Origin of the sequence: Sodalis sp. CWE, assembly GCF_019646055.1 — a bacterium.
Lineage (GTDB): Bacteria > Pseudomonadota > Gammaproteobacteria > Enterobacterales > Enterobacteriaceae > CWE.
Map to the genome: position 1 here is coordinate 12,990 of NZ_JAESFE010000001.1, position 23,141 is coordinate 36,130.

At 30.8% G+C, this 23,141-nt stretch carries 10 protein-coding genes and 1 pseudogene; 5 read left to right on the forward strand and 6 right to left on the reverse strand.

Annotation, left to right across the window (positions count from 1 at the left end; translation table 11 throughout):
- Window positions 1-69: 69 nt before the first annotated feature.
- Window positions 70-2,466, reverse strand: coding sequence for a bifunctional glycosyl transferase/transpeptidase (gene mrcB / locus JK145_RS00055; protein ID WP_220664855.1), 2,397 nt, complete (start codon window positions 2,464-2,466; stop codon window positions 70-72).
- Between the two features lie 1,791 nt (window positions 2,467-4,257).
- Here mrcB and pcnB point away from each other — a divergent pair.
- From pcnB to panC, 4 genes are all read left to right on the forward strand, one after another.
- A complete protein-coding gene (pcnB, locus tag JK145_RS00060) occupies window positions 4,258-5,424 on the forward strand; it encodes a polynucleotide adenylyltransferase PcnB (RefSeq protein ID WP_220664856.1) in 1,167 nt (388 codons plus the stop codon).
- Between the two features lie 142 nt (window positions 5,425-5,566).
- A complete protein-coding gene (folK, locus tag JK145_RS00065) occupies window positions 5,567-6,061 on the forward strand; it encodes a 2-amino-4-hydroxy-6-hydroxymethyldihydropteridine diphosphokinase (protein WP_220664857.1) in 495 nt (164 codons plus the stop codon).
- 239 nt (window positions 6,062-6,300) lie between these two features.
- Window positions 6,301-7,092 carry a 3-methyl-2-oxobutanoate hydroxymethyltransferase gene (gene panB, locus JK145_RS00070; RefSeq protein ID WP_220664858.1) on the forward strand — a complete coding sequence of 264 codons (792 nt, stop codon included), beginning with the start codon at window positions 6,301-6,303 and terminating at the stop codon, window positions 7,090-7,092.
- A gap of 16 nt (window positions 7,093-7,108) precedes the next feature.
- Window positions 7,109-7,972 (forward strand): pantoate--beta-alanine ligase, encoded by an 864-nt coding sequence (panC, locus tag JK145_RS00075; protein ID WP_220664859.1) that lies wholly within the window; start codon window positions 7,109-7,111, stop codon window positions 7,970-7,972.
- A gap of 2,247 nt (window positions 7,973-10,219) precedes the next feature.
- On the opposite strand, the gene ubiA is transcribed toward panC, so the two are convergent.
- Both ubiA and pgi read right to left on the reverse strand, forming a co-directional pair.
- The gene (ubiA, locus tag JK145_RS00080; protein ID WP_220664860.1) at window positions 10,220-11,095 is read right to left on the reverse strand and encodes a 4-hydroxybenzoate octaprenyltransferase; all 876 of its coding nucleotides are present in this window, start codon (window positions 11,093-11,095) and stop codon (window positions 10,220-10,222) included.
- 769 nt (window positions 11,096-11,864) lie between these two features.
- Window positions 11,865-13,517 carry a glucose-6-phosphate isomerase gene (gene pgi / locus JK145_RS00085; RefSeq protein ID WP_220664861.1) on the reverse strand — a complete coding sequence of 551 codons (1,653 nt, stop codon included), beginning with the start codon at window positions 13,515-13,517 and terminating at the stop codon, window positions 11,865-11,867.
- Between the two features lie 574 nt (window positions 13,518-14,091).
- Here pgi and lysC point away from each other — a divergent pair.
- Entirely contained in the window at window positions 14,092-15,459 is a 1,368-nt protein-coding gene (lysC, locus tag JK145_RS00090; RefSeq protein ID WP_220664862.1) for a lysine-sensitive aspartokinase 3, read from the forward strand.
- A gap of 1,368 nt (window positions 15,460-16,827) precedes the next feature.
- Here lysC and lpdA read toward each other — a convergent pair.
- From lpdA to aceE, 3 genes and pseudogenes are all read right to left on the reverse strand, one after another.
- Window positions 16,828-18,246, reverse strand: a complete 1,419-nt coding sequence (lpdA, locus tag JK145_RS00095) for a dihydrolipoyl dehydrogenase (protein ID WP_220664863.1) — start codon at window positions 18,244-18,246, stop codon at window positions 16,828-16,830.
- A 139-nt stretch (window positions 18,247-18,385) separates the two neighbouring features.
- Window positions 18,386-19,684 (reverse strand): annotated as a pseudogene (gene aceF / locus JK145_RS00100) (dihydrolipoyllysine-residue acetyltransferase); the annotation flags it as partial.
- A 223-nt stretch (window positions 19,685-19,907) separates the two neighbouring features.
- Window positions 19,908-22,589 (reverse strand): pyruvate dehydrogenase (acetyl-transferring), homodimeric type, encoded by a 2,682-nt coding sequence (gene aceE / locus JK145_RS00105; RefSeq protein WP_220664865.1) that lies wholly within the window; start codon window positions 22,587-22,589, stop codon window positions 19,908-19,910.
- Window positions 22,590-23,141 lie beyond the last annotated feature (552 nt).

The following is a 23,141-nucleotide window of genomic DNA, read 5'->3' on the forward strand; positions in this document are numbered from 1 at the left end:
AATTAAAATTTTCTTTTTTCAATAAAAAGATTTTTTTCATCTTTCTATAAAAATTACAATTTTAGATAACTAATTTATTTTCATCTCCAATGAAGATGAGCAAAGTAAATTTGGATTATCAGTCCAAACTGGTAATGTACGTACTCCATCACTACTGTTACAAACAAAATTACCTGCATAGTCAATATACATTTGATTAATGCCATCTGGTGGTATCAAGTTCAATGTTAATGGCATTTGATTTTCTAAATAAAAATGATAAAGAACTAAAGCACCTTTGGCACCAGTCAATTTTGTAGGACCGTTATTATCGCGTCCTACCCAAGTAATAGAAACTTCCTTTCCATCAATACCAACAAACCAACTATCACGAAAGTCATTTGTCGTTCCGGTTTTTGCTGCCAAATGTGAAGAAGCAAATTTTTTTGATAAAGAACGTGACGTTCCGTACATAGCAACCTGTTGCATTGCATATAGTGTTAAATATGCCGCTTGAGCAGGGATAACTCGTTCGGCTTGCGGTAAGCTTTGATGTAAAATAGTATTATTTTCTCCTATTACTGATCGCACTGCTGATAAAGCAGCATGGTATCCACCACTAGCAATAGTTTGAAATTCTTGAGCTACCTCTATTGGAGTTAGGTTTATAGCACCAAGTAGCAGCGATGGTACTGGATTAATTAATGAAGAAGGAATACCTAACTTTTTTAAAGTGACAATGACACGATCAAGTCCTACTGATAATCCAAGATTCACTGTAGGCACATTCAAAGAATTAGTTAGCGCATCCACTAACATAACCTTACCACGAAATTGTCGATCGTAATTTTTTGGTGACCAAAGACTACCATTCGGTTGTTTAAAAGCAATTGGTTGATCAGCAGTCCAAGTGTTAAGTCGATATTTATCTGGTTCGCTTAAAGCAGTTAAATATGTAGCTGGTTTCGCTAAAGATCCTATTGAACGTCGTGCCTGCATTGCGCGGTTAAAACCAGCAAATTGTGGTTCTGCACCACCAACCATAGCACGTATTTCTCCGCTAAATCTGTCGACTATAACCATGGCAGCTTCCAGATCCTTAATACCACGATTTGATCGAAGCATTTGAATGCCAACTTCTACCGCTTTTTCTGCTGCTTTCTGTGAAAGAAGATCTAATGTAGTAAAAATTTTAGTGCCAGATAAATCTTCAATTTTTTCTCCTAGTTTTTTCTGTAATTCTTCACAAACCTTTTGTATAAAAGCCGGTTGAGATGCTAATATTTCTTTTTTTGGCTGAACTTCTAATGGACGAGCAATTAGTACGTTGTATAATTTGCTATCTATTATTTTTTGATTTTCTAATAATTTTAGGATTTGATTTCTTCTCTCTAATGTTAGATCGGCATTACGCCAAGGATTATATAAGGATGCTCCTTTTACCATTCCTACTAACACTGCTTGCTGACCAAGATTTAACTCATTAATCGGACAACCAAAATAATATAAGCTGGCTAATGGAAAACCTCGAATTTGATCGTTTTTATCTTGACCAAGATATACTTCATTTAAGTATAGTTCTAAAATGCGATTTTTATCACACCGCCAACTTAAAATAAGGGCCATATAAGCTTCATTAATCTTACGCCATAGTGAGCGTTTGTTAGATAAAAATAGATTTTTAACCAACTGTTGTGTCAGTGTGCTACCCCCTTGCACTGCACGTCCAGCAGTAATGTTTGCCAAAAAGGCACGACAAATAGAAGTAAAATTAATACCATCGTGTTGGTAAAAATATCTATCTTCTGTGGCAATCAAGATTTTTGTTAGAAAATCTGGAAAGTCAGAAAGAGGTATAAACAAACGTTGTTTACCTTTTGGTGAATTTAGCATTGTAATGAGTAATGGATCGAGACGAAAAAGTCCAAAGTTTCGCCCAGTGTTTTGATTTTTTATTTCTAATAGTTTATCCCTTTCAAAGGTCATACATACATGTATTTGTCCTTCTTTCCCATCCGGGAAATTAAATGGACGTCGTAATAGTTCAATACTATTGCCCTGCACGATAAATTCACCAGGGTGCGTAATGTGAGATACTTCACGATATTTCAAATTTTCCAATAATGTTATTATGTTGCTTTGACTATAAAAATTACCAGGCTCTAATATTACTATACGACTATAAACAGCTGCAGGAAATTTCCAAACTTTTCCGTTAACACAATTTCGAATTTTTATATCTAAATGTACGCCATAAACTAAAATGACGATTATTGCTAATATCAAAAAAACACCAATAGACCAATTTTTTATTCGGCCATTTTTTCTTTTTTTTGAAATGATTCTATTTGAACATGAATACAGAGAATATTCTTCTTTAGTTTTATTACCTTGCAGATAATTAAGGAAGGGTCCATTTCTATTCGAAGTCTTGAGATTCGCTGATCGCTTGTAACGACTTATAGGTTCACGATCATTCCAAGACATTACTTCCACCTCCCCTTAAGGAATCTTCTAATGACTAATTATTGGAGTAATTTCGTTCGTTTTTTTTAGCACTTTTAATTTAACTAAAAATAGATATTATGGATTTTTATGAGATAAATTCTTATCTCATTATTAACCATAATCGAAATTATACAACTGTATATTTATACTTTATAATGACAATCTATGAAAGATACAAAACGAGTACAGTGTCATTATATAGATTCCTTTATACCATTTAAAAAAATACATATAATTTTTTATCAAATTCTAATTTAGAAAATCTCACAGAAACATAAAAGACCCATTGTTCTTCTATAAAGAATGGAATTTTTAGTTTTTTCCGTCTTATCAATACACTGGATCTAATTATTGTTCTATACGACAGTTTTTAAATCTTATTCTTTTATAAGAAATCGCTATAAGATAAACACGACATATCAAAATGGCATGAAGAATAAAATAATTTTTTCTTTTCTTTTTTTATATCATAGATGAATTTTGCATCAAAATTATTTTTAACTACTAAAAAGATTTTTGATAATGGTTTTCATTATAAAATGAATTTATTATTATCAGTTCTGTTTTACTACCACTAAATCTAGTGTTCGTTAGGCATGCTTGAAGAAAAACCAGACGTCTTTTGCGTTTAAAGAACGTTCTGTCTTTCAGACAGAATAGTTTGGAAAGAGTAAAATTCGATTCAACAATTAAAAATCAGCCTTTAACAAAAAATCAAAAAGAAAAAGATCTATTTTAGAAAAATCTTTCTCCAATTTCCTTATCAGGAGGATACCACTGATAATATTTTGTAAAAGTTTTAACTGAAAACATCAACAGTAACTAGAAATTAAATTTGTGAATTACCAATTTAAGTATCGTTTTTCTTTATGAAGTTTCTTTCCTATATAATCAATTGCTAATGTTCATATAGAATTCTATAGATGAATAAAAATTTAGATCATTGTCTTTTTAAGAATTAATATCTCCACCGCGATTATTAGGATACAATTGCAGTGGTTATAGTCTTGAAAGACAAAAAAGAAACATATGTAAGTAAAGACCAATTGTTTTTTTAAAAAAATCAAAAAACTTAAAAATTGATTAAGCAAAAAATAAAGCTAACCATATATTATTATTTTTGTAACCAGAGTAGAAATACTGATTTTTTTTGGCCTTACAGACGCTTCTTTAAAAGAAGAACAATTAAGATAAAACTAAAAAATATGAATGAAAAATTTGAACTTATCAAAAACATTAAAATTTCTTAAAATAGAAGGGAATAAATTTGAATTAAATGTGCATTTGATAAGAAATCAAGTATTTAAATTTAAAACAGGCAAGACTATTTCGATGGTACACTTTTTGTGAAATTCTGATTATATTTTGCAGAAAGTAAAAAGTAGAATCGATATAAAACATGTAATGTAGTCTGATTGTTTAAAAATTATCTTTATTAAAATATGACATTATGGCGTTGTTTTTTTATTTACATGTTTCCATAGGAAAATTAACTCATGCTCAGGATTTACTTAATTCCACTTTCTTTTGTAAGAAAACTGTTCTCACACTGTTTATTTTAAATTAGCAATTTCTAATTTACTACAAACTGAACAGTAAATTAATTAAAAATTTTTTTAACTAAATGACGAAAATATTTTGTCTCTAACTTAGATAACTTTTTAATTTTATGAATGAACACTAATTATAAGACCTTTACTTGAAAAAATTAAATATTTCATATGAAATTTAACTAAAATCACAAACGACCCATAAGGGAAATTCTATTTGATGATTGTTCCGCATAATCAGTATGCTATTTCTCACGAAAAGATCAGCATAAACGCGTTAAAAGTTCTTTATCGGCTAAAAAAAGTAGGGTATCGAGCTTACCTAGTTGGAGGTAGCGTACGCGATCTAATTCTCGGTAAACAACCAAAAGATTTTGATATTGCTACTAACGCTACTCCGGAGCAAATTCGCAAAATATTCCGCAATTGTCGCTTAGTTGGTCGGCGTTTTCGTCTTGCTCATATTATGTTTAGATCTGAAACTATCGAAGTTGCTACTTTTCGCGGCCATCACCAAACATTAGAGATTAAAAAATTTAAAAACAGAACAGATTATATCAACCAAAATGGTATGTTGTTGTGTGATAATATATTTGGCTCTATTGAAGAAGATGCTCAACGCCGTGATTTTTCTATAAATAGCTTATATTACGATGTAACTAAATTCACTTTATATGATTATACTGGCGGCCTAAACGATCTGAAGAGAGGGATTATACGCCTGATTGGAGATCCAGAAACTCGTTATCGCGAAGATCCAATTCGCATGCTACGCGCAATACGTTTTTCTGCTAGATTGAATATATCTATCAGTTTTGAAACGGCAGAACCAATCTCTCGTTTAGTCAAATTGCTTTATCATATTCCTTCTGCAAGGTTGCTTGAAGAGGCTCTCAAATTATTTCAAACAAGAAGCGGTGAAATTACCTACCAATTATTATGTAAATATCAACTATTCAAATTTTTATTTCCACCAACTAACAGTAATCTTGAAAAGGAAAATTATCTCGTAAAGCAAATACTAATCTATGCATTAGCAAGCTCAGATCGTTTTTTTAAAAAAAATATGTATGTTCATCCAGCTTTTTTGTTTTCTGCGATCTTATGGTATCCACTGTTAACTCGTGTAAAAAATTTAATTCAGAGAGATAACATCTCCTATACTAATGCGTTTTTTTTAGCAATAAAAGACATACTTAACCAGCAATGTAAAATTTTAGTTATTCCAAAACGTTGGGTTATTTTAATACGAGATATATGGCAACTGCAATTGCAACTATCAAAACGTCAGTGTAAAATTGCTGATAAATTAATTAAGCAACCTAAATTCTACGCTGCCTATAATTTATTCAAATTGCGTGCTAAAATTGAAAAAATATCAAATTAAAAAAATATTGTCTACAGGAAGTAAAAATAATCTTTTAGAACTTTATAATAAAAAAGAAAACCCATTGTTTTAAATGAAAAAAAGTCTATATTGATTAAACATAACCGCTCAAAATTTCTAATGACGATAGTACTCAAAATGTATGGAACGTGTGTGGCTTTCTATAGGAAGCAATCTTTCGAATCCCTTACAAAAGGTTAATAATGCTATTAAAGCATTAAAAGATTTGCCAAAAACGCGGCTTGTTGCTTGCTCATCCTATTATCGGAGTCGTCCATTAGGACTAAAAAATCAACCTGATTTTTTAAATGCCGTAGTCGCTTTAGATACAAACTTGGCACCAGGAACATTACTTATTTATATTCAAAAAATTGAACTATGTCAAGGTCGTATACGTACGAAAAATCGTTTTGGACCTCGTACATTAGATTTGGATATTTTATTGTTTGGTAAAAAGATTATTATAGAAAATCATTTGGTGATACCACATTATGATATGTATAGACGAGAATTTGTACTTTATCCCCTTTCTGAAATCGCGCCAGATTTAAAGCTTCCTAATGGCGTTTTGATATCTAATCAATTACAACAAGTTCCGTTTAATGGACTGACTTGTTGGGGAAAAAAAGATGTTTAATGAAAAGTAAAGAGATCTTTATGTCGTAAAGCTTATGTTTATTCTATTTATAGAGATGATTTTCTCTGCTTATTAGATAAATTTTTATCAAATATAATAATTTCTATTTTTAAATAGAACGAAAATTTCAGCGTTCTTACTAATTAATCGATATGTATATCAAAAAAATTTTTAAGATAATCTATTAATATTTAGCTCTAAATAGAAGATAGTTAGAATGGAGGTTTGTTAAAAAAACTATGGTAACAATTTCTCATTTACAGGAATGGAAGCGGGAACAATTTAAATTTGCCTCTATTACCGCCTATGATGCCACGTTTGCACGCCTTTTTTCTAAAAATGGAGTTAAAGTGATTCTAGTTGGAGATTCTCTTGGAATGACTATACAAGGACATAATTCTACTTTACCAGTTATCTTAAATGATATGGTATACCATATTCGCTGTGTACGACAAGGAGCACCTTCTTGCTTTCTTTTGGCTGATTTACCATTTATGACTTATGCAACGCCATCTCAAGCTTTCGAGAACGCAGCAAAACTAATGCGTGCGGGAGCTAACATGGTTAAGTTAGAAGGAGGTGGTGCATGGTTAGCTGATACTATCAGAAATTTAGTCATGCGTTCGATACCTGTTTGCGGACATCTTGGTCTAACTCCGCAATCGGTTAATATGCTTGGAGGATACAAGGTCCAAGGTAAAAATATGAATGATGCAGAACAATTATTGGCTGACGCGCATATTTTAGCAAAAGCGGGAATGCAACTTCTAGTTTTGGAATGCGTGCCAAGTAAGCTTGCGGAGCAAGTAACATCTGAACTAACTATTCCAATTATTGGAATAGGTGCTGGGTCTAAAACTGATGGACAAATTTTAGTTATGCAAGACGTTCTTGGTATTACAGAGGATATTAATATGCCTACCTTTGCTAAAAACTTTTTAGCATCCGAAGGAAATATTCCTGCTGCTGTGCGTTGTTATATCCAAGAAGTTGAATCAGGACAGTTTCCTGCATTGGAACATAGTTTTTAGAAGTAGAAGAGGTACAGTGCTTATTATCGAATCACCAAAATTACTGCGCCATACGGTTAAACAATGGCATCAAAAGTGCAATCGTATAGCCCTTATTCCTACCATGGGAAATTTACACGACGGACACATGGCATTAATTGATGCTGGGAAGACTTATGCAGACAAAGTTTTGGTCAGTATATTTATTAATCCTATGCAATTTGACCAATTTGAAGATCTACTAAAATATCCGCGTACCCCAAGGAAGGACTATGAAAAATTGATTAAAAAAGGCGTAGATGTGGTTTTTGCACCAAAAATAGAATCCATTTATCCTAATGGTCTTGATAATCAAACTTCTGTTCATGTACCTTCTTACATCACAAATATACTAGAAGGTGAAAGTCGGCCAAATCATTTTTGTGGAGTTTCCACTATTATTAGCAAATTATTTAATTTGATTCAACCAAACATGGCTTTCTTTGGGGAAAAAGACTTTCAACAATTACTAGTCATCCGTCAATTAGTAAAAGATATGAATTATGACGTTGAGATCATTGGGATACCAACAGTGCGTGATTCTGACGGACTAGCATTTAGTTCGCGCAATAGTCTTCTGAATGCCTCAGAGCGGCATCTGGCTATTAAATTAAACCAAGTACTTACACAACTTGTAAATCAGTTTTTTGAAAAGAGAAATCATATCGACAAGTTTGATGAATTACTTGAATCAGCAAAAAAGGAATTGGTAAATTTTGGTATTAAGCCGAACAGACTTGTCGTTAGAGACGCGAAAACATTGAAACCTTTGACAACCAGTAGCCAAAAAGCAATAATTTTATTTACCGTTTATATTGGAAACATTCGTCTTATTGACAATGCACAAATAGATTTAATTTAGATCTAAAATTCTTAAATTAATTTAACTTATTCACAAGTCTTTCTCAAAAAATAGTGAAGAAAATAATTATAGACTAAAGAGAAATTTTTCTATTGTAAATAGAAGAATTAATTTTATAAATTAAGTTTATAATACAAAATGATTTTTCTATCAAAAAAACATATTAAAAGCACTATGAAAAAATATAAGATCGAGGTATGCGTTTCTTCTTAGAAGATTGAATCGTTTTCATTATTTTTCATACAATTGATAATTAAAAAATTAACTCCAAAGCGTTATCACAACATTTTATATATTAAAGATTCATTAATTTCTTGTTGAGTGAAACTTATTTAATAGATATACCTTATCTAAATAGGTAAAACTAGTGATCAACTTTTCTAAGTTAGTCACACAAAAATCAGAAAAACATTAAAATTAAGCTTAAAGCCAAATTTTTTAGAGTAAAATTCGAAAAAAAAATAAAATAAAATATTATTGGAAAAGAAAGATAGCACGAAATACTATACAAACACTATAAGTAGTATTATTCATAAATAATATTAAAACCCATAATGCTAAGAAAAAAACTAAAAAAGTAAAAAATTAGTCATACATTGAAAATGTTTCAATTAGTTGAACTTTAGCATTAAACGAAACTATAAAAACAGTTGCATTTAATGAAGATAACTTTTATAAAAGATGACTGATGTATCATGTTACTCATAACTTTATTAGAAATTTTTAACTGTTAATGAAGCAAAAATGCTGACTTACTTTATAAATCAATATCTTTAATATAAGAAGATAATAACGATTAACACAAAAGATAAAGTAATACAATTTTGTACAGAATATCTTTCTCCAAATAATGCAACCTGCTTCGAATAAGTCGTAATTTAGATTAGTAGTTTTAAATAGAGTAAATTTTTTCTAAAAAATAAAAGGATTTTGACGTAATTATTACCGTAAAAACTGTATCAGTTTCTTAATTGAGTCAGAAGAGACGGTATATTTACTATAAGAATGCGCATGTACATTACAATTGAATGAGTAAATAGCTGCTTTGATTTTAGCGAAATTTCCAATAATATTGGATGCATCAAACAGTTAAAATAAATATAAATACATTAATAAACGATTAGTACAAGCTGATTTAAATTAAATCTACCAAATTGCTTAATATTATTAACTTACATGTAATTAATTAATTATTTGATAATAAATATTTTTTATTTTTTTCAAAATCAATTAAAGAAATTGATTTTTTGATTATGCAAGTGATGCCCTACACATGTTTGCAATTGCACTTTGCATGATGAGATTTATTTTTTTGCATAAATCTTTCTTACAGAAAGAACCGTTGATATTTTAATTTTATTAATTAAATGCAAAATAATTAATCATTGAAGTCTAATAAATTTTTTCAATTAATATTGGATATTTTCTCATCTCAATTTACGAGAATAAGTCGTTTTCAGTGACTCTTCATAAAATGAATTATGTTTGAACTAAATTAGATTAGACATCTATAGTTATTTAATAAAAATTAAAGCGAATAACCTTTAAAACCTACTTATTGTGATCAGTAAGCGCATATTTTTTATCTATAAAAATTTTTATTTAAAAACTATTTAAAACTAAAAATAGTTAAAAGAGATAATTCTTTGATAGAATTTATGAGTTATTTTAATTCACTAATCAATCTATATTTATAATCCAATTTTTTATTGTAGAATTTTTTAAAAAAGTTTATTATTAATCAATCACCGTTCAAAAAAATATTTAAAATTCTTTAAAGATTCTTGCTTTAAATAGCAACACTAGCTTTAATCCAATGCTTATATTGATCTTAAAAAAAAACGGGTTGTTTAAACAATTGTTTTTTAATTTAAAAAATTGAGAACATAAATAGCCTTTACTGTAAGCATAAAATTTGAAATCTTCAGAAAATCATTTTAGTTAAAAAAACTAAATAAATATAATGAAATTTGTTATTTTCTTAAAATCAATTGCACCTTGCAGCATGCAATAATTTAACTTAAAAAATTTCAGAAACACATTCTTTTTATTTCTCTCTATAAGAGAGGTGTGCTTTGTTTCCTTCTTTTAAGAAGAGAAAATCAATTTCGAGTTTAAGCATTCAATCATTTCTCTTTTCAAGGTTTATTTATGTATTGTATTATTCGTCTATTCTTTTAGATATGACAGAAAAAATATGAAAGGTGAAAATATGAATGAATAATTACATTCAATATATAGATTCAATTATCGTTGAAGCGGTAAACCGAAAAAGATTCCGATAAAAATAACCATTCCAACAAAATTATTTTTTAAAAAAGCTTGAAAACTAGCGTTGCTTTTTGAGGCATTAGTAATTTGTTGTTGCCAGATAAACAACCACGTTGCACTTGCTAAAGATAAGAAATAAATTCCATTTAGATTGAGATATATACCGACTGCACCTAATAGCAATAGCATCATTAGATGTAGTAACATAATGATAACTCTATCCAAATTTCCAAATAAGATGGCAGTTGATTTAATACCAATAATCATATCGTCGTCTCGATCTATAATGGAGTATTGGGTATCATAAGCTATTGTCCATATAACATTTGCTAAAAATAACAGCCAACAATGTAACGGTAAAGATTGACTTACTTCAATAAAAACCATAGGAATTGAGCAACTGAACGCTATTCCTAAGATTAGTTGCGGAAAATACATATATCTTTTCATGAATGGATAAACACAGGCTAATATTAAAGCAACTACTGAAAGTGCAATAACCTTTATATCTAAAGTTAATGCCAAAATAAAAGAAACTCCCAGCAAAAAAATGAGCAATATTCTCGCTTCTTTTTTTTTTATTTTTTGATTTGGTAATGGACGATTGCAGGTGCGTTTAACGAAAAGGTCTATATCATAATCAATATAATCATTTATGACGCAACCCGCTGCACGCATAAAAAACACACCTAACATAAATACTACCAATGTTTTTAATTTAGGCACGGCCATACTTGCTAGCCATAATGCCCATAAAGTTGGCCATAAAAGCAAAAATAATCCAATTGGCTTGTTAATCCGTATTAAACAACACCATGTTTTCCACTTGTTTTTTATGAAATTGTAATTCAATTACCAGATTTCCTTTAATTGTTTTAAATTCTAATACAGAGAAATTTCAGCTATTTTAGCTATTAAATAATTTTCTAGATTTCATCAATAAATAGGATTTTTAGTGATTTAGAATAATTTAATTTATATTAAAAATATAAAGCAATGTTCTTAATTAAAGAATTTATTATTTTTTTAGAAAAGTTAATAAAAGTAATTTCTTGCAATATGATTATATTGATAGTGCTATTCTCGCAATAGAAAAAATACTGTAGAAAATAAAAATAATGAGTTAAAACACTCCCAATAAAAAATTTAGGCAAATTTCATTTAAAGTGAAAATGCATTATTTATGCAAATAGATTTTTTGGAAAATCAAAATAATTTCACACATTATTATTTAAAATAAGTGTAAGATTTTAAATTATATAACAAAATAATAAATTTCTTATTTAGAATAAGATGCAATAAACGTTGTTTTCAAATTAACAAAAATATTTTCCCTAAATTAGGAATTAATATTTTGATCACTATAAATCAATAAACGTTAAATATTAACATAATATTAATTTTTTTAAAGATTACTAAGTTGCTTATTCCTAACTTTCCAAATAAAAAAACTTTTAAAAAGTATCTAATTCCAAAATAAATAAACAGATTTTATCATTACTGTATCATCCTCATATTAACCCAGTTTTATTGGATTAAATTTTTAATATGTGCATGATTTTATCACAGATAGTTTCTAAGTTAGATACGAAATCAAATTTTTGAAAACTTGTACTAAAAATCAACAACGACGCCAAGAGTGATAACAGTTAATTAAACCATTAGTAGAACTATCATGAGTATTCACTGGACTATTTTGAGTTAATTCTGGTAGAATGCGGCCAGCGAGCTGCTTCCCTAATTCAACTCCCCATTGATCAAAGGTATATACGTTCATAATTATTCCCTGTGTAAAAATTTTATGTTCATATAATGCAATAAGTGCTCCCAAAGTATAGGGAGTGATTTTACGAATCAAGATAGAGTTAGTGGGACGATTACCTTCAAACACCTTAAATGGTATAACATTCCTGACTTGATCCAGTGTTTTTCCGTTTGAAAAAAACTCTTCTTCTACTTCTTTACGCGATTTTCCAAAAGCTAAGGCTTTAGTTTGAGCAAAAAAATTGGAAAGTAACTTAGTATGATGATCAGCAATAGGATTATGGCTGATAGCAGGTGCAATAAAGTCACATGGAACAATTTTAGTTCCTTGATGAAACAATTGATAAAAAGCATGTTGACCGTTTGTTCCTGGTTCGCCCCAAATAATAGGTCCAGTTTGATAATTAACAAAATTTCCGTTTCGATCAATAGATTTTCCATTAGATTCCATATTTCCTTGTTGAAGATAAGTAGGAAAGCGATGCATATACTGATCATAAGGGAGAATCGCTTCGGTTTCCATACCAAAAAAGTTATTATACCAAACACCAATCAGTGCTAATAAAACCGGTAAATTTTTATTAAACGGAGTTGAAATAAAGTGATGATCCATAGCGTGCGCGCCGCTAAGTAATTTTTGAAAATTATCAAATCCCAATGATAACATAATAGAAAGACCAATAACAGACCACAATGAATAGCGACCGTTTACCCAATCGCACAATTTAAACATATTTTCCATTTCAATGCCGAACTCCATCACTGCTTTTTTATTAGAAGATAGCGCAATAAAATGACGAGAAATGTGTCGCTCGTTTTTGGCAGCTTTTAAAAACCAACTTTTTGCACTATGGGCATTCATCATAGTTTCTTGAGTAGTAAAAGTTTTAGAGGCTACCAGAAATAAAGTGGTAGACGGATCGAGATTTTTTACTGTTTCAGCAAAATGAGTTCCATCTATATTTGATATGTAATGCATATTTAAATGATTTTTATAAGGTCGAAGTGCCTCGTTGACCATATATGGGCCAAGATCGGATCCTCCTATACCGATATTGACAATATCGGTAATTGGATGATTAGTATAACCTTTCCATGTTCCACTAATTATTTTCTTACAAAACTGATTCATTTTTTCTAATGTTGCATTAATATCTGGCATAACATCTTTTCCATCTACATTAATTGGCATATTACTACGATTCCGCAAAGCGACGTGTAGTACAGGTTTATTTTCAGTACGATTGATTTTTTTTCCAGTAAACATAGAAGAAATACCTTCTTTAAGGCCACATTCGTCTGCTAAAGCCAATAATCGAGTTAAAGTTTCATTGGTAATGCGATTTTTTGAATAATCCACTAGAATTTGATCATCGAAGGTAGCTGAAAAGGAAGAAAAACGATCAGGATCTTGCGCGAACAGGTCGCTTATTTTTACATCTTTCATTATAAAGAAATGTTGTTGCAGTGCCTTCCAGGATCTGGTATGACAAGGATTGATATTTTTCATAAAAAACCCTTTTGAGAACAAGTTTGCTTATTTTTTTGTTGTATATTTTTCAGACGATTGCTACTTATCTTTATTGAATTTTAAAGTTATGTAAATTTTCCATTATTTCAATGATTTATTTGGTACAGAAATCATTGGTTCTTTTTAAGAATTATTCCTTTTCTTCAAAAGAAAAGATAAAACTGCCCTTTAAAATAATTTCTATATCATTAATAGAACTTATGTAAGATTCTTAAATTTCATTATTTATATTTTTGGCGTATATATCATGTATTAAAAATATTCCAGATGGAAATAAAAACAACACCAAAGAATTTGTCTTAAAAAGACATGCGCCTTTTCAAAAGGAAATAAATAAAATATTGACAATGTTGTGATTAATCTTGTTATCTTGTCCGTAAGAAACATTAATTTTTTATTAAAAATTATCAGAATATTCTTTGTTTCTTTCTAAAAGAAAATGTTTACTGTATTTAATCCTTAATTTCCATTTCTTATCTATGATCTTCCAAATTGGAATTATTTAATTTTATTAATTCTACATCTTCTATGATGCTTAATATGAGTCTCACATATGTTAATTGATTCTGCTACTTCATTTCAAGTAGCTAAATTCGGAGGAACTAGCTTGATTGATTTTGAATCAATGAACCATAGCGCAAATATTGTACTAAATAATCCTATGGTGCGCTTAGTAGTACTTTCTGCGTCAGCTGGCATTACTAATATACTTATTGCACTTTCTGGAGGTCAAAAAGAAAGCTACAGAAGATATTTTCTAAATAAAATTCGGCAAATTCAATATAATGTTATTGATCATCTTATCGATAAAACGAGCGTTCGAAAAAAAATTGATCAAATGATTTATAACATTGGATTACTGGCTAAACTAGCACAACTTAAGACTTCATTAGCACTGACTGATGAATTGGCTAGTCACGGAGAATTAATGTCTACATTATTGTTTGTGGAAGTTTTACGTCAACGTGGCGCATCAGCAACATGGTTTGATATACGTAAGGTTATGCTCACTGATAACCAGTTTGGCCATGCTAAACCTTATGACTATCTACTTAAAACCCAAACACGCGCTTTACTTATACCACGTTTAAAAACTGAGTTAATCATTACTCAAGGATTTATTGGAAAAGAGTTCAACGGTCGTACCACTACCCTTGGACGTGGCGGAAGTGATTATACAGCAACATTACTTGGAGAAGCGGTAAAGGCAAGACAGGTTAATATTTGGACTGATGTACCAGGAATTTATACTACTGATCCACGTATCGTACCACAAGCCAAACGAATTGAAAAAATCAGCTTTAAAGTGGCTGCCGCAATGGCTATCTTTGGTACTAAATTTTTACATCCTGAGACACTAAAACCAACGATACGCAGTGCAATCCCAATTTTTATTGGATCCAGTAAAGAACCCAACGCTGGTGGAACGTTGGTGTACAACTATACCGAACATCAGCCATCATTCTCTGCCATATCTTTGCGTTATCATAACATATTACTAATATTACAGAATTTCGGTATAATGTGCGCAAATAAACTCCTAGAACAAGTACTTAATACATTAAACCGACACTCTATTTTGGTAGATTTTATCACTTTTTCTAAAATTAGCGTATCGTTAATAGTCAACCCCTTTTCAAGGCTACCTATTAACGACAAAAATTTGTTTATAAATTCTATTTTGACAGAATTATCTCTTTTATGTAACTTTTCAATAGAAGAGAACTTAGCTATTGTCACAATAATTGGTAATAGGTTACGAAAGATAAATAAATCGGATAGAGAGTTACTATATAATACTCTTGATAAGCTTAACATTCGGCTTATTTTTGGGGCTAGTAATTATAATATTTCTTTGTTAGTTTCCAACGATGATGCTGAAAATATTGTTAGGGTTCTACACAATTCATTATTTAGATAAGTTTATAAAACATATATACACACTAGTTTAGTTAAAACATATTTCTCCTATTTACTTTTTCAATAAAATAATGAAAAGATTTAAATTTTAAAAAAATAAGATGTTTTTTATCTTAAAAAGATCTGCTTTCAGTAACATCTTTAGATATAATATTTTTGGAATTTATTGTTTAATTGATGTACTGATATTAAATAGTAGTTAAAATTTTTTAAAAATTTAAAGAACATTCTCAAAAATTGATGTTGAGAAGTAAGTGTTATTACCTTGACTTTTGATCAAACCATTAACCTAATTTCAATAAAAATTTTTTCAAGACTGTTTCTTTGCCTTTTTCTTAAAAAGAATGATTAGTGTTAATTAAATTAACTTTTTTAAATTTTTCAAAAGAAGCTTTTAAGTAAAGGTAGATTTCATCAATAAAATGCTCTAATAAAACAGGTTCTCGAATTCGAAAATTATCCTAGTTGCTTTATAGAAATAAAAGCTAAAACCAATTTAAATTCAGTACAGATAGTTTTTTGAAAATTTATTTTAAATGCTTGTATATTTTACATACTTTTTATATTAAAAGTTGAAACATCTTAAATTTTTATATTGATAAGCAATAAAGCCAATCGCTTAAAAGAAGCACTCGTAAAACTTGCTTCGCACTCGTTATATTTTAAGCTTCTTTAAAAGATATAACGCTAGAACTGCAAATTAAAAGGCCGCATAGCGTGTTATTAAATTAATCAAGAGAATAAGAATTATCAACAATTTGATTTAGATCACTACATGCAAACTTTTAAAAATCAAAGAACTACTACAGGAACCAATAGCGCGATTTATGCACTTAGAAGTCGTCCATATTTGCGTTCATTTTATCTCAGAACGCTAGTCAAACGATAATTTTATATTCATCGTAACGATGTTAAAGGAGAAATACATTGTTTCATTTTTATTCATTAAAAGCTTCAAATTATTCACTTCATCAAATTAGGCAATCAGATATCAGTGTTTTATCATAATTGATTATTATTTCTGCGTAATTTTTAGAAATGTAGAGCAGTTAAGGTACTACATTTACTGAATTATTTCAATTTAAAATCTTCTTTTAAAGAAATGAAAGCGTTCAGTCAGGCGAGAGATACAAAGTTTTATCTGAAAATATATTTCATACTAAAATGGTTCTTGGAAATTTTGATCTAATTATTCTGGAAATTAATAATGTTAATTCTAAAGAGAACAGTGGTCGCTTATTTGATCGAATAAAGAGTTTATAAACGCTAGTAGCAAATGAGATTTTTAATAAAAGTTTATTTTGAATAAAAAGAAATTTTTTGAATAAGCTTCAAATTTAGATACGATTAAAATAATCAATTCCATGCCTTATTTAATAAGTTCAGTAATTGTTCCTTCGTATATTTCTGCTGCTAAACCAATTGATTCATACAGTGTAGGATGGGCATGAATTGTTAAAGCAATATCTTGCGCATTGCATCCCATTTCGATAGCTAACCCAATCTCGCCTAATAGTTCGCCACCATTAGTTCCAACAACAGCACCGCCTAAAATTCTACGATTCTCTTTTTCAAAGATTAGTTTAGTTATGCCGTTTTGACAACCGGAAGCAATAGCGCGTCCAGAAGCTGACCAAGGAAAAGTAACTGCTTTATAATTAATACCCTTGTTTTTTGCTTCTTTTTCTGTTAAGCCTACCCATGCTACCTCTGGTTCAGTGTAGGAAATAGATGGAATTACTTGAGCATCAAAATAGTGATTTTTACCAGCAATTACCTCTGCTGCTATGTGTCCTTCATAGCTGCTTTTATGCGCCAACATTGGATAACCGTTAATATCGCCAACAGCATAAATATGTGGTATATTAGTTCGCATTTGGTTATCGACACGAATGAAACCCTGATTATCTACTTCAACGCCAGCTTGAGAAGCATTTAATAATTTTCCATTTGGTATACGACCCGCAGCAACTAATATAGTTTCGTAACATTGCGTTTCTAACGGTGCATCTTTTCCTTGAAAATCAACATAGACACCATCTTTTTTAAATTCTACGTTGATAACTTTTGTTTCTAACATGATCTTGAAATAACTGTTAATATATTTTGTAAATACTTTTATTATATCTTGATCAGCTAATGGAAGTAGTTGATCGGATACTTCGACTATATCTATTTTCGATCCAAGCGTGTGATAAATAGTTCCTATTTCTAATCCAATAACACCACCACCTATAACCAGTAATTTTTTAGGTATTGACATTAGTGAAAGTGCGTCAGTAGAATTCCATATGCGTATATTTTCCTTTTCATATGGAATGCACGAAAGCTGAGCTGGACGAGATCCAGCAGCAATAATGGCGTGTTCAAAAACAACAGAAGTAACACTATCACTTTTTGCTTCTTTTACCTGGAGTGTATGAGAGTTAATAAATCTACCAGTACCATTTATTATTTTCACTTTTCGCGCTGCAGCCATGTTTTTTAGTCCAATAACTAACTGATTTACTATTTTCTCTTTTGAGAGACGTATTTTTTCAATATTTATCTTTAGATTTCCAGAAAAGATGCCGCGGTTTCTTAACGAATCTGTTTCTTTAATAATCCTTGAAAATTGTAATAGTGCTTTTGAAGGAATACAGCCCACGTTTAAGCAAACTCCACCAAGAGTAGAATAGCGTTCTACTAGTACAGTTTCTAAGCCTAAATCTGCACAACGGAAAGCTGAAGAGTATCCTCCTGGACCACCTCCAAGTACTAAAACTTTAGCTTTTATTTCGGTGTTCATTTTAAAACCTCTTAACTGCTGTTTTTAAAAACCATGGTTAATTGTTCTATGTTTTTCAAGAAATTTTTAGAAAAATCACAACTAATGTAAGCAACGTTGTATTAAAGAGAGATAAATAGGTACATGGGAAATTTTTTAATTACATTACCAAACGACGAAAATCAGACATTATCTCATTGATTAAATTGATAAAACGAGCACCATCAGCACCATCAATAACTCGATGATCGTAAGATAATGACAAGGGAAGTATTAATTTTGGCGAAAAATCTTTACCATTCCATATTCCCTTCATAGATAACTTGGATACACCGAGTGTAGCTACTTCGGGAGCATTTACAATAGGAGTAAAAGCAATACCCCCGATTCCTCCTAGATTAGAGATGGTAAAACACCCACTTTCCATATCTGATAAATTTAATTTACCAGAACGAGCTTTTTTTGAAATTTCTGTCAGTTCGTAAGATAACTCTAAGATACCTTTTTTTTTTATGTTTCGAAACACCGGCACAAGCAAACCATTTGGCGTATCAACTGCAACACCAATATTAATATATTTTTTCAAAATTAATTTCTGTGTGTCTGCTAATAATGAACTATTAAAACGAGGAAATTCTTCTAAAGCTTTAGCAACCGCTTTCATAATAAAAACTAATAGAGTGATTTTAATATTTTCTTTTTTCTTTGCCGCTTCTTCGTTTTGCTTTTTACGAAAAATTTCTATCTCGGTTACATCAACTTCATCAAATTGAGTAACATGTGGGATCATCATCCAATTTCGATGCAAATTAGCACCAGAAATTTTTTGAATGCGATTTAATTCTTCCTCTTTAGTATCACCGAACTTACTAAAATCTATTTTAGGCCATGGGAGCAACGATGATGCAACCGAATCAAAATTTATGGTCCTTAAATTAGCATCAGTATTTTGTACTGCTTTTTTAATATAGAACTGAACATCTTCATATAGAATGCGACCTTTTCTTCCAGAGCCTTTTATTTTTTCTAGATTAATACCAAATTCTCTTGCTAAACGGCGAACTACCGGGCTAGCATGGATATAGGGGTATTTTTCGATAATTTGATCTACTCCATTGGAGGACGATAAAACATCGTTCACACTTTTATGTAAATTTGACTGCGACGAAGAACCTTCAGTTCCAGCTGTATCGCTCGTCATGTCAATAGTTTTCGAAGAAGAAATAGAAACAACGTCTTCCTCAAGTTCAAATATCATTATCTTTGAACCAGTTCTTACTGTATCACCAATATTAACACTAATTTCTCTAACAGTACCTGTACACGGAGAAGGAATTTCCATTACGGCTTTATTCCCTTCAACAGTGATAAGTGACTGCTCAACTGTAACTTTTTCGCCAATTTTTACTAAAATTTCCGTAACTTCTACCTCATCGATACCAATATCAGGCATATTAACTTCTTTTTTCTGTAAAAAAGAACTCGTCAATTCAGATTGACAAGTAGACTCAGCTCCAATTATTTCATGACTCATTATTAATTCTTCATCAACACTGTCATCACACGAACTCATTAAAGTTTCAGTAACTTGTTCTTTATTCTCTATGCTGACGATATCTGAATCTTTGGCTATAGCTGATAAATTGATTTTGATATCCATAATGTATTTACTCCTGCCTCGCTTAAATTAAGCGAGGACTAACTTTATCGGGATTGATATTGAACCTATTAATGGCTTGTGACGCAACATTAAAACTAATATCACCACATTTGGCAAGTGCACTAAGTGCTGCAAGTACAATGTAGCTAGCATCTATTTCAAAATAATGACGCAAATTTTCGCGGCTATCGGAACGACCAAAACCATCAGTACCTAAAACTTGAAATGTTTTAGCAGGGACAAAGTTTCGTATTTGTTCAGCAAATAGCTTCATATAATCAGTGGACGCCACTATTGGTGAATCATTTAATACAGTAGTTATGTATGGTACTCGCGGATTTTCCATTGGATGTAACATGTTCCATCTTTCACAATCTTGTCCTTCTCTCGCTAATTCAGTAAAAGAAGTTACACTATATACATCAGAACCGATCCCATAATCCTGCAATAAGATATGTGCAGCATTACGAACATGACGAAGAATTGCTCCTGAACCCATAAGTTGCACTTTACCTTTACTTCCTTCTAATGTTTCTAGTTTATAGATTCCTTTACAAATTCCCTCTTCTACACCTTTTGGAATAGCCGGCATAATGTAGTTTTCGTTTACTGTTGTAAGATAATAGTAAATATTTTCCGGATTGTTTCCATACATCCTAGTTAATCCGTTATGGATAATTACTGCAACTTCATAGGCATAAGCAGGATCATAAGATATACAGTTTGGAATAGATAAAGATTGAATATGACTATGACCATCTTCGTGCTGTAACCCTTCTCCGTTCAAAGTAGTTCTTCCAGAAGTTCCGCCGATAAGAAAACCTCGCGCCTGTTGATCTCCAGCAGCCCAACAAAGATCACCGATTCGTTGAAAACCGAACATTGAGTAATAAATATAAAATGGGATCATTGGAAAATTATTTGTACTATAAGAAGTAGCCGCTGCTAGCCAAGAGGCAGCTGCTCCTAATTCGCTTATTCCTTCTTGCAAGATTTGTCCATTCTTATCTTCACGATAATAAGAAACTTGTTCCTGATCTTGGGGAGTGTATAACTGTCCATTAGGACTATAGATACCTATTTGACGAAAAAGACCTTCCATACCAAAAGTGCGAGCTTCATCAGCAATAATTGGAACTATGTGATTTTTGATCGAGTTATTTTTTAAAATTAAATTCAGAATACGAACAAAGGCAATTGTTGTAGAAATTTCTCTCTTCTGCTCCTCCAGAAGAGATGCAAACTCTTTTAATGTAGGTAGTTCAAGTTGCTTAGTAGAATTTTTTAGTCGACTAGGAAGGTAACCAAACAGTGCTTGTCGTTTTTTATGCAAATATTTATATTCTTCACTTTCTTTTTTGAAGGTTATAAAAGGTAGCGTTTCAATCTTGTCATCAGTAATACTCTTTAGATTAAAACGATCGCGAAAATAACGAATGCCTTCCATGTTAATTTTCTTTACCTGATGAGCAACATTCATTCCTTCTGCGGAGATACCCATGCCATATCCTTTGATAGTGTGCATTAAGATAACTACAGGTTTACCAATTGTGTTTTTGGCTTTTTCGAAGGCTGCATAAATTTTCTTTGGATCATGTCCACCACGATCTAATGCCCATATTTCTTCATCGCTCATATCTTTTACTAGTGATGCGGTTTCTGAAAATTTACCGAAAAAGTGTTTACGAATATAAGCACCATTTTTTGATTTAAATGTTTGATAATCCCCATCGACAGTTTCATTCATTAATTGAACAAGTTTACCAGATTTATCTTTACGTAGCAACGTATCCCAACGGCTTCCCCAGATGACTTTAATTACTTTCCAACCAGCGCCTTCAAATATTCCCTCTAGTTCATTAATAATTTTTCCATTACCGGTTACCGGTCCATCTAAACGTTGCAAGTTGCAATTAATAACAAATACCAGATTATCTAATTTTTCACGAGTTGCAATGGTAATAGCGCCTTTAGATTCTGGTTCGTCCATTTCACCATCTCCAAGAAAAGCATAAACAGTTTGATTAGTGGTATCCTTCAGTGAACGATGATTTAAATATTTTAAAAATTTTGCTTGATAAATAGCACTAATTGCACCGAGACCCATTGATACTGTCGGAAATTGCCAGAAACTTGGCATCAATTTTGGATGAGGATAGGAAGGCAGCCCTTTTCCGTTTATTTCTTGACGAAAGTTATCCAACTGTTCTTTATTTAATCGACCCTCAAGAAAAGCTCGTGCGTATATTCCTGGAGAGGAGTGCCCTTGAAAATAAACTAAATCTCCACCATCCATATCATTACGTGCTCGAAAAAAATGGTTGAAACAAACTTCATAAATAGTGGCTGATGATTGAAACGAAGCTATGTGACCACCTAATTCTAAATTTTTTTTCGAAGCATGCAATACAATCATAAGAGCGTTCCAACGAATAGCAGAACGAATGCGACGTTCTAGTTCTAGATCGCCTGGATATTCCGGTTCCTCTTCAAGAGGAATTGAATTAATATAATCTCCTCGCCTAGTATAAACTATTTCTTTCTTTGTAATTTTACTAACGGGATCCATGCATACTTTTTTAAGTATCTGATTAATCAAAAATTGTGCGCGTTCGACGCCTTCTTCACGGATAACAGATTCGACTGCTTGAAGCCAATCGCGTGTTTCGATCGGATCCACGTCATCGTACAAATATTCTGACATGGTATTGTTCCTTAAAAGTTATCTTTGCTTTAATCGAACTTAAGTATTTTATTGCTCAGTGTATAACCTTTTAAAGAAGATTACCACAAGCACCGTACGTTTTTAATACAACGTATAATGTATATCGTAATTTTTAATCTTTAAATTTCATGTAATCATTTGTAATGTAATTACTACAGGTTTCTATCTAAAAATATTAAGAGGACTCTTAATTGTATAACCTATCAACTATGAACCACTCAGGCTTATCTTTCTCGTTAGAAGAGGCAGGAATTTATTTGAGTTATTTTTTGAGAAATCAAATTTCTAGTTAGCAATAAGAAAACTCCTTCTAGGAATTTTTAACTATTATTAATACGATTAATGATGATTTTTTTTACAAAAAGCATTTAACTGTTATTAATTTCGTTTCTAAAAAATAGAAACAGTTATCCCGTTATGTTTTGTCTTAATTTAAATTAAGTGAATTTCACTCAATAATTTTAAATTACATTTTTATTATCTCCCTGCAATCTCTCTTCGAGAGATTTGTTTCTCAAACCTAGCAAAAAA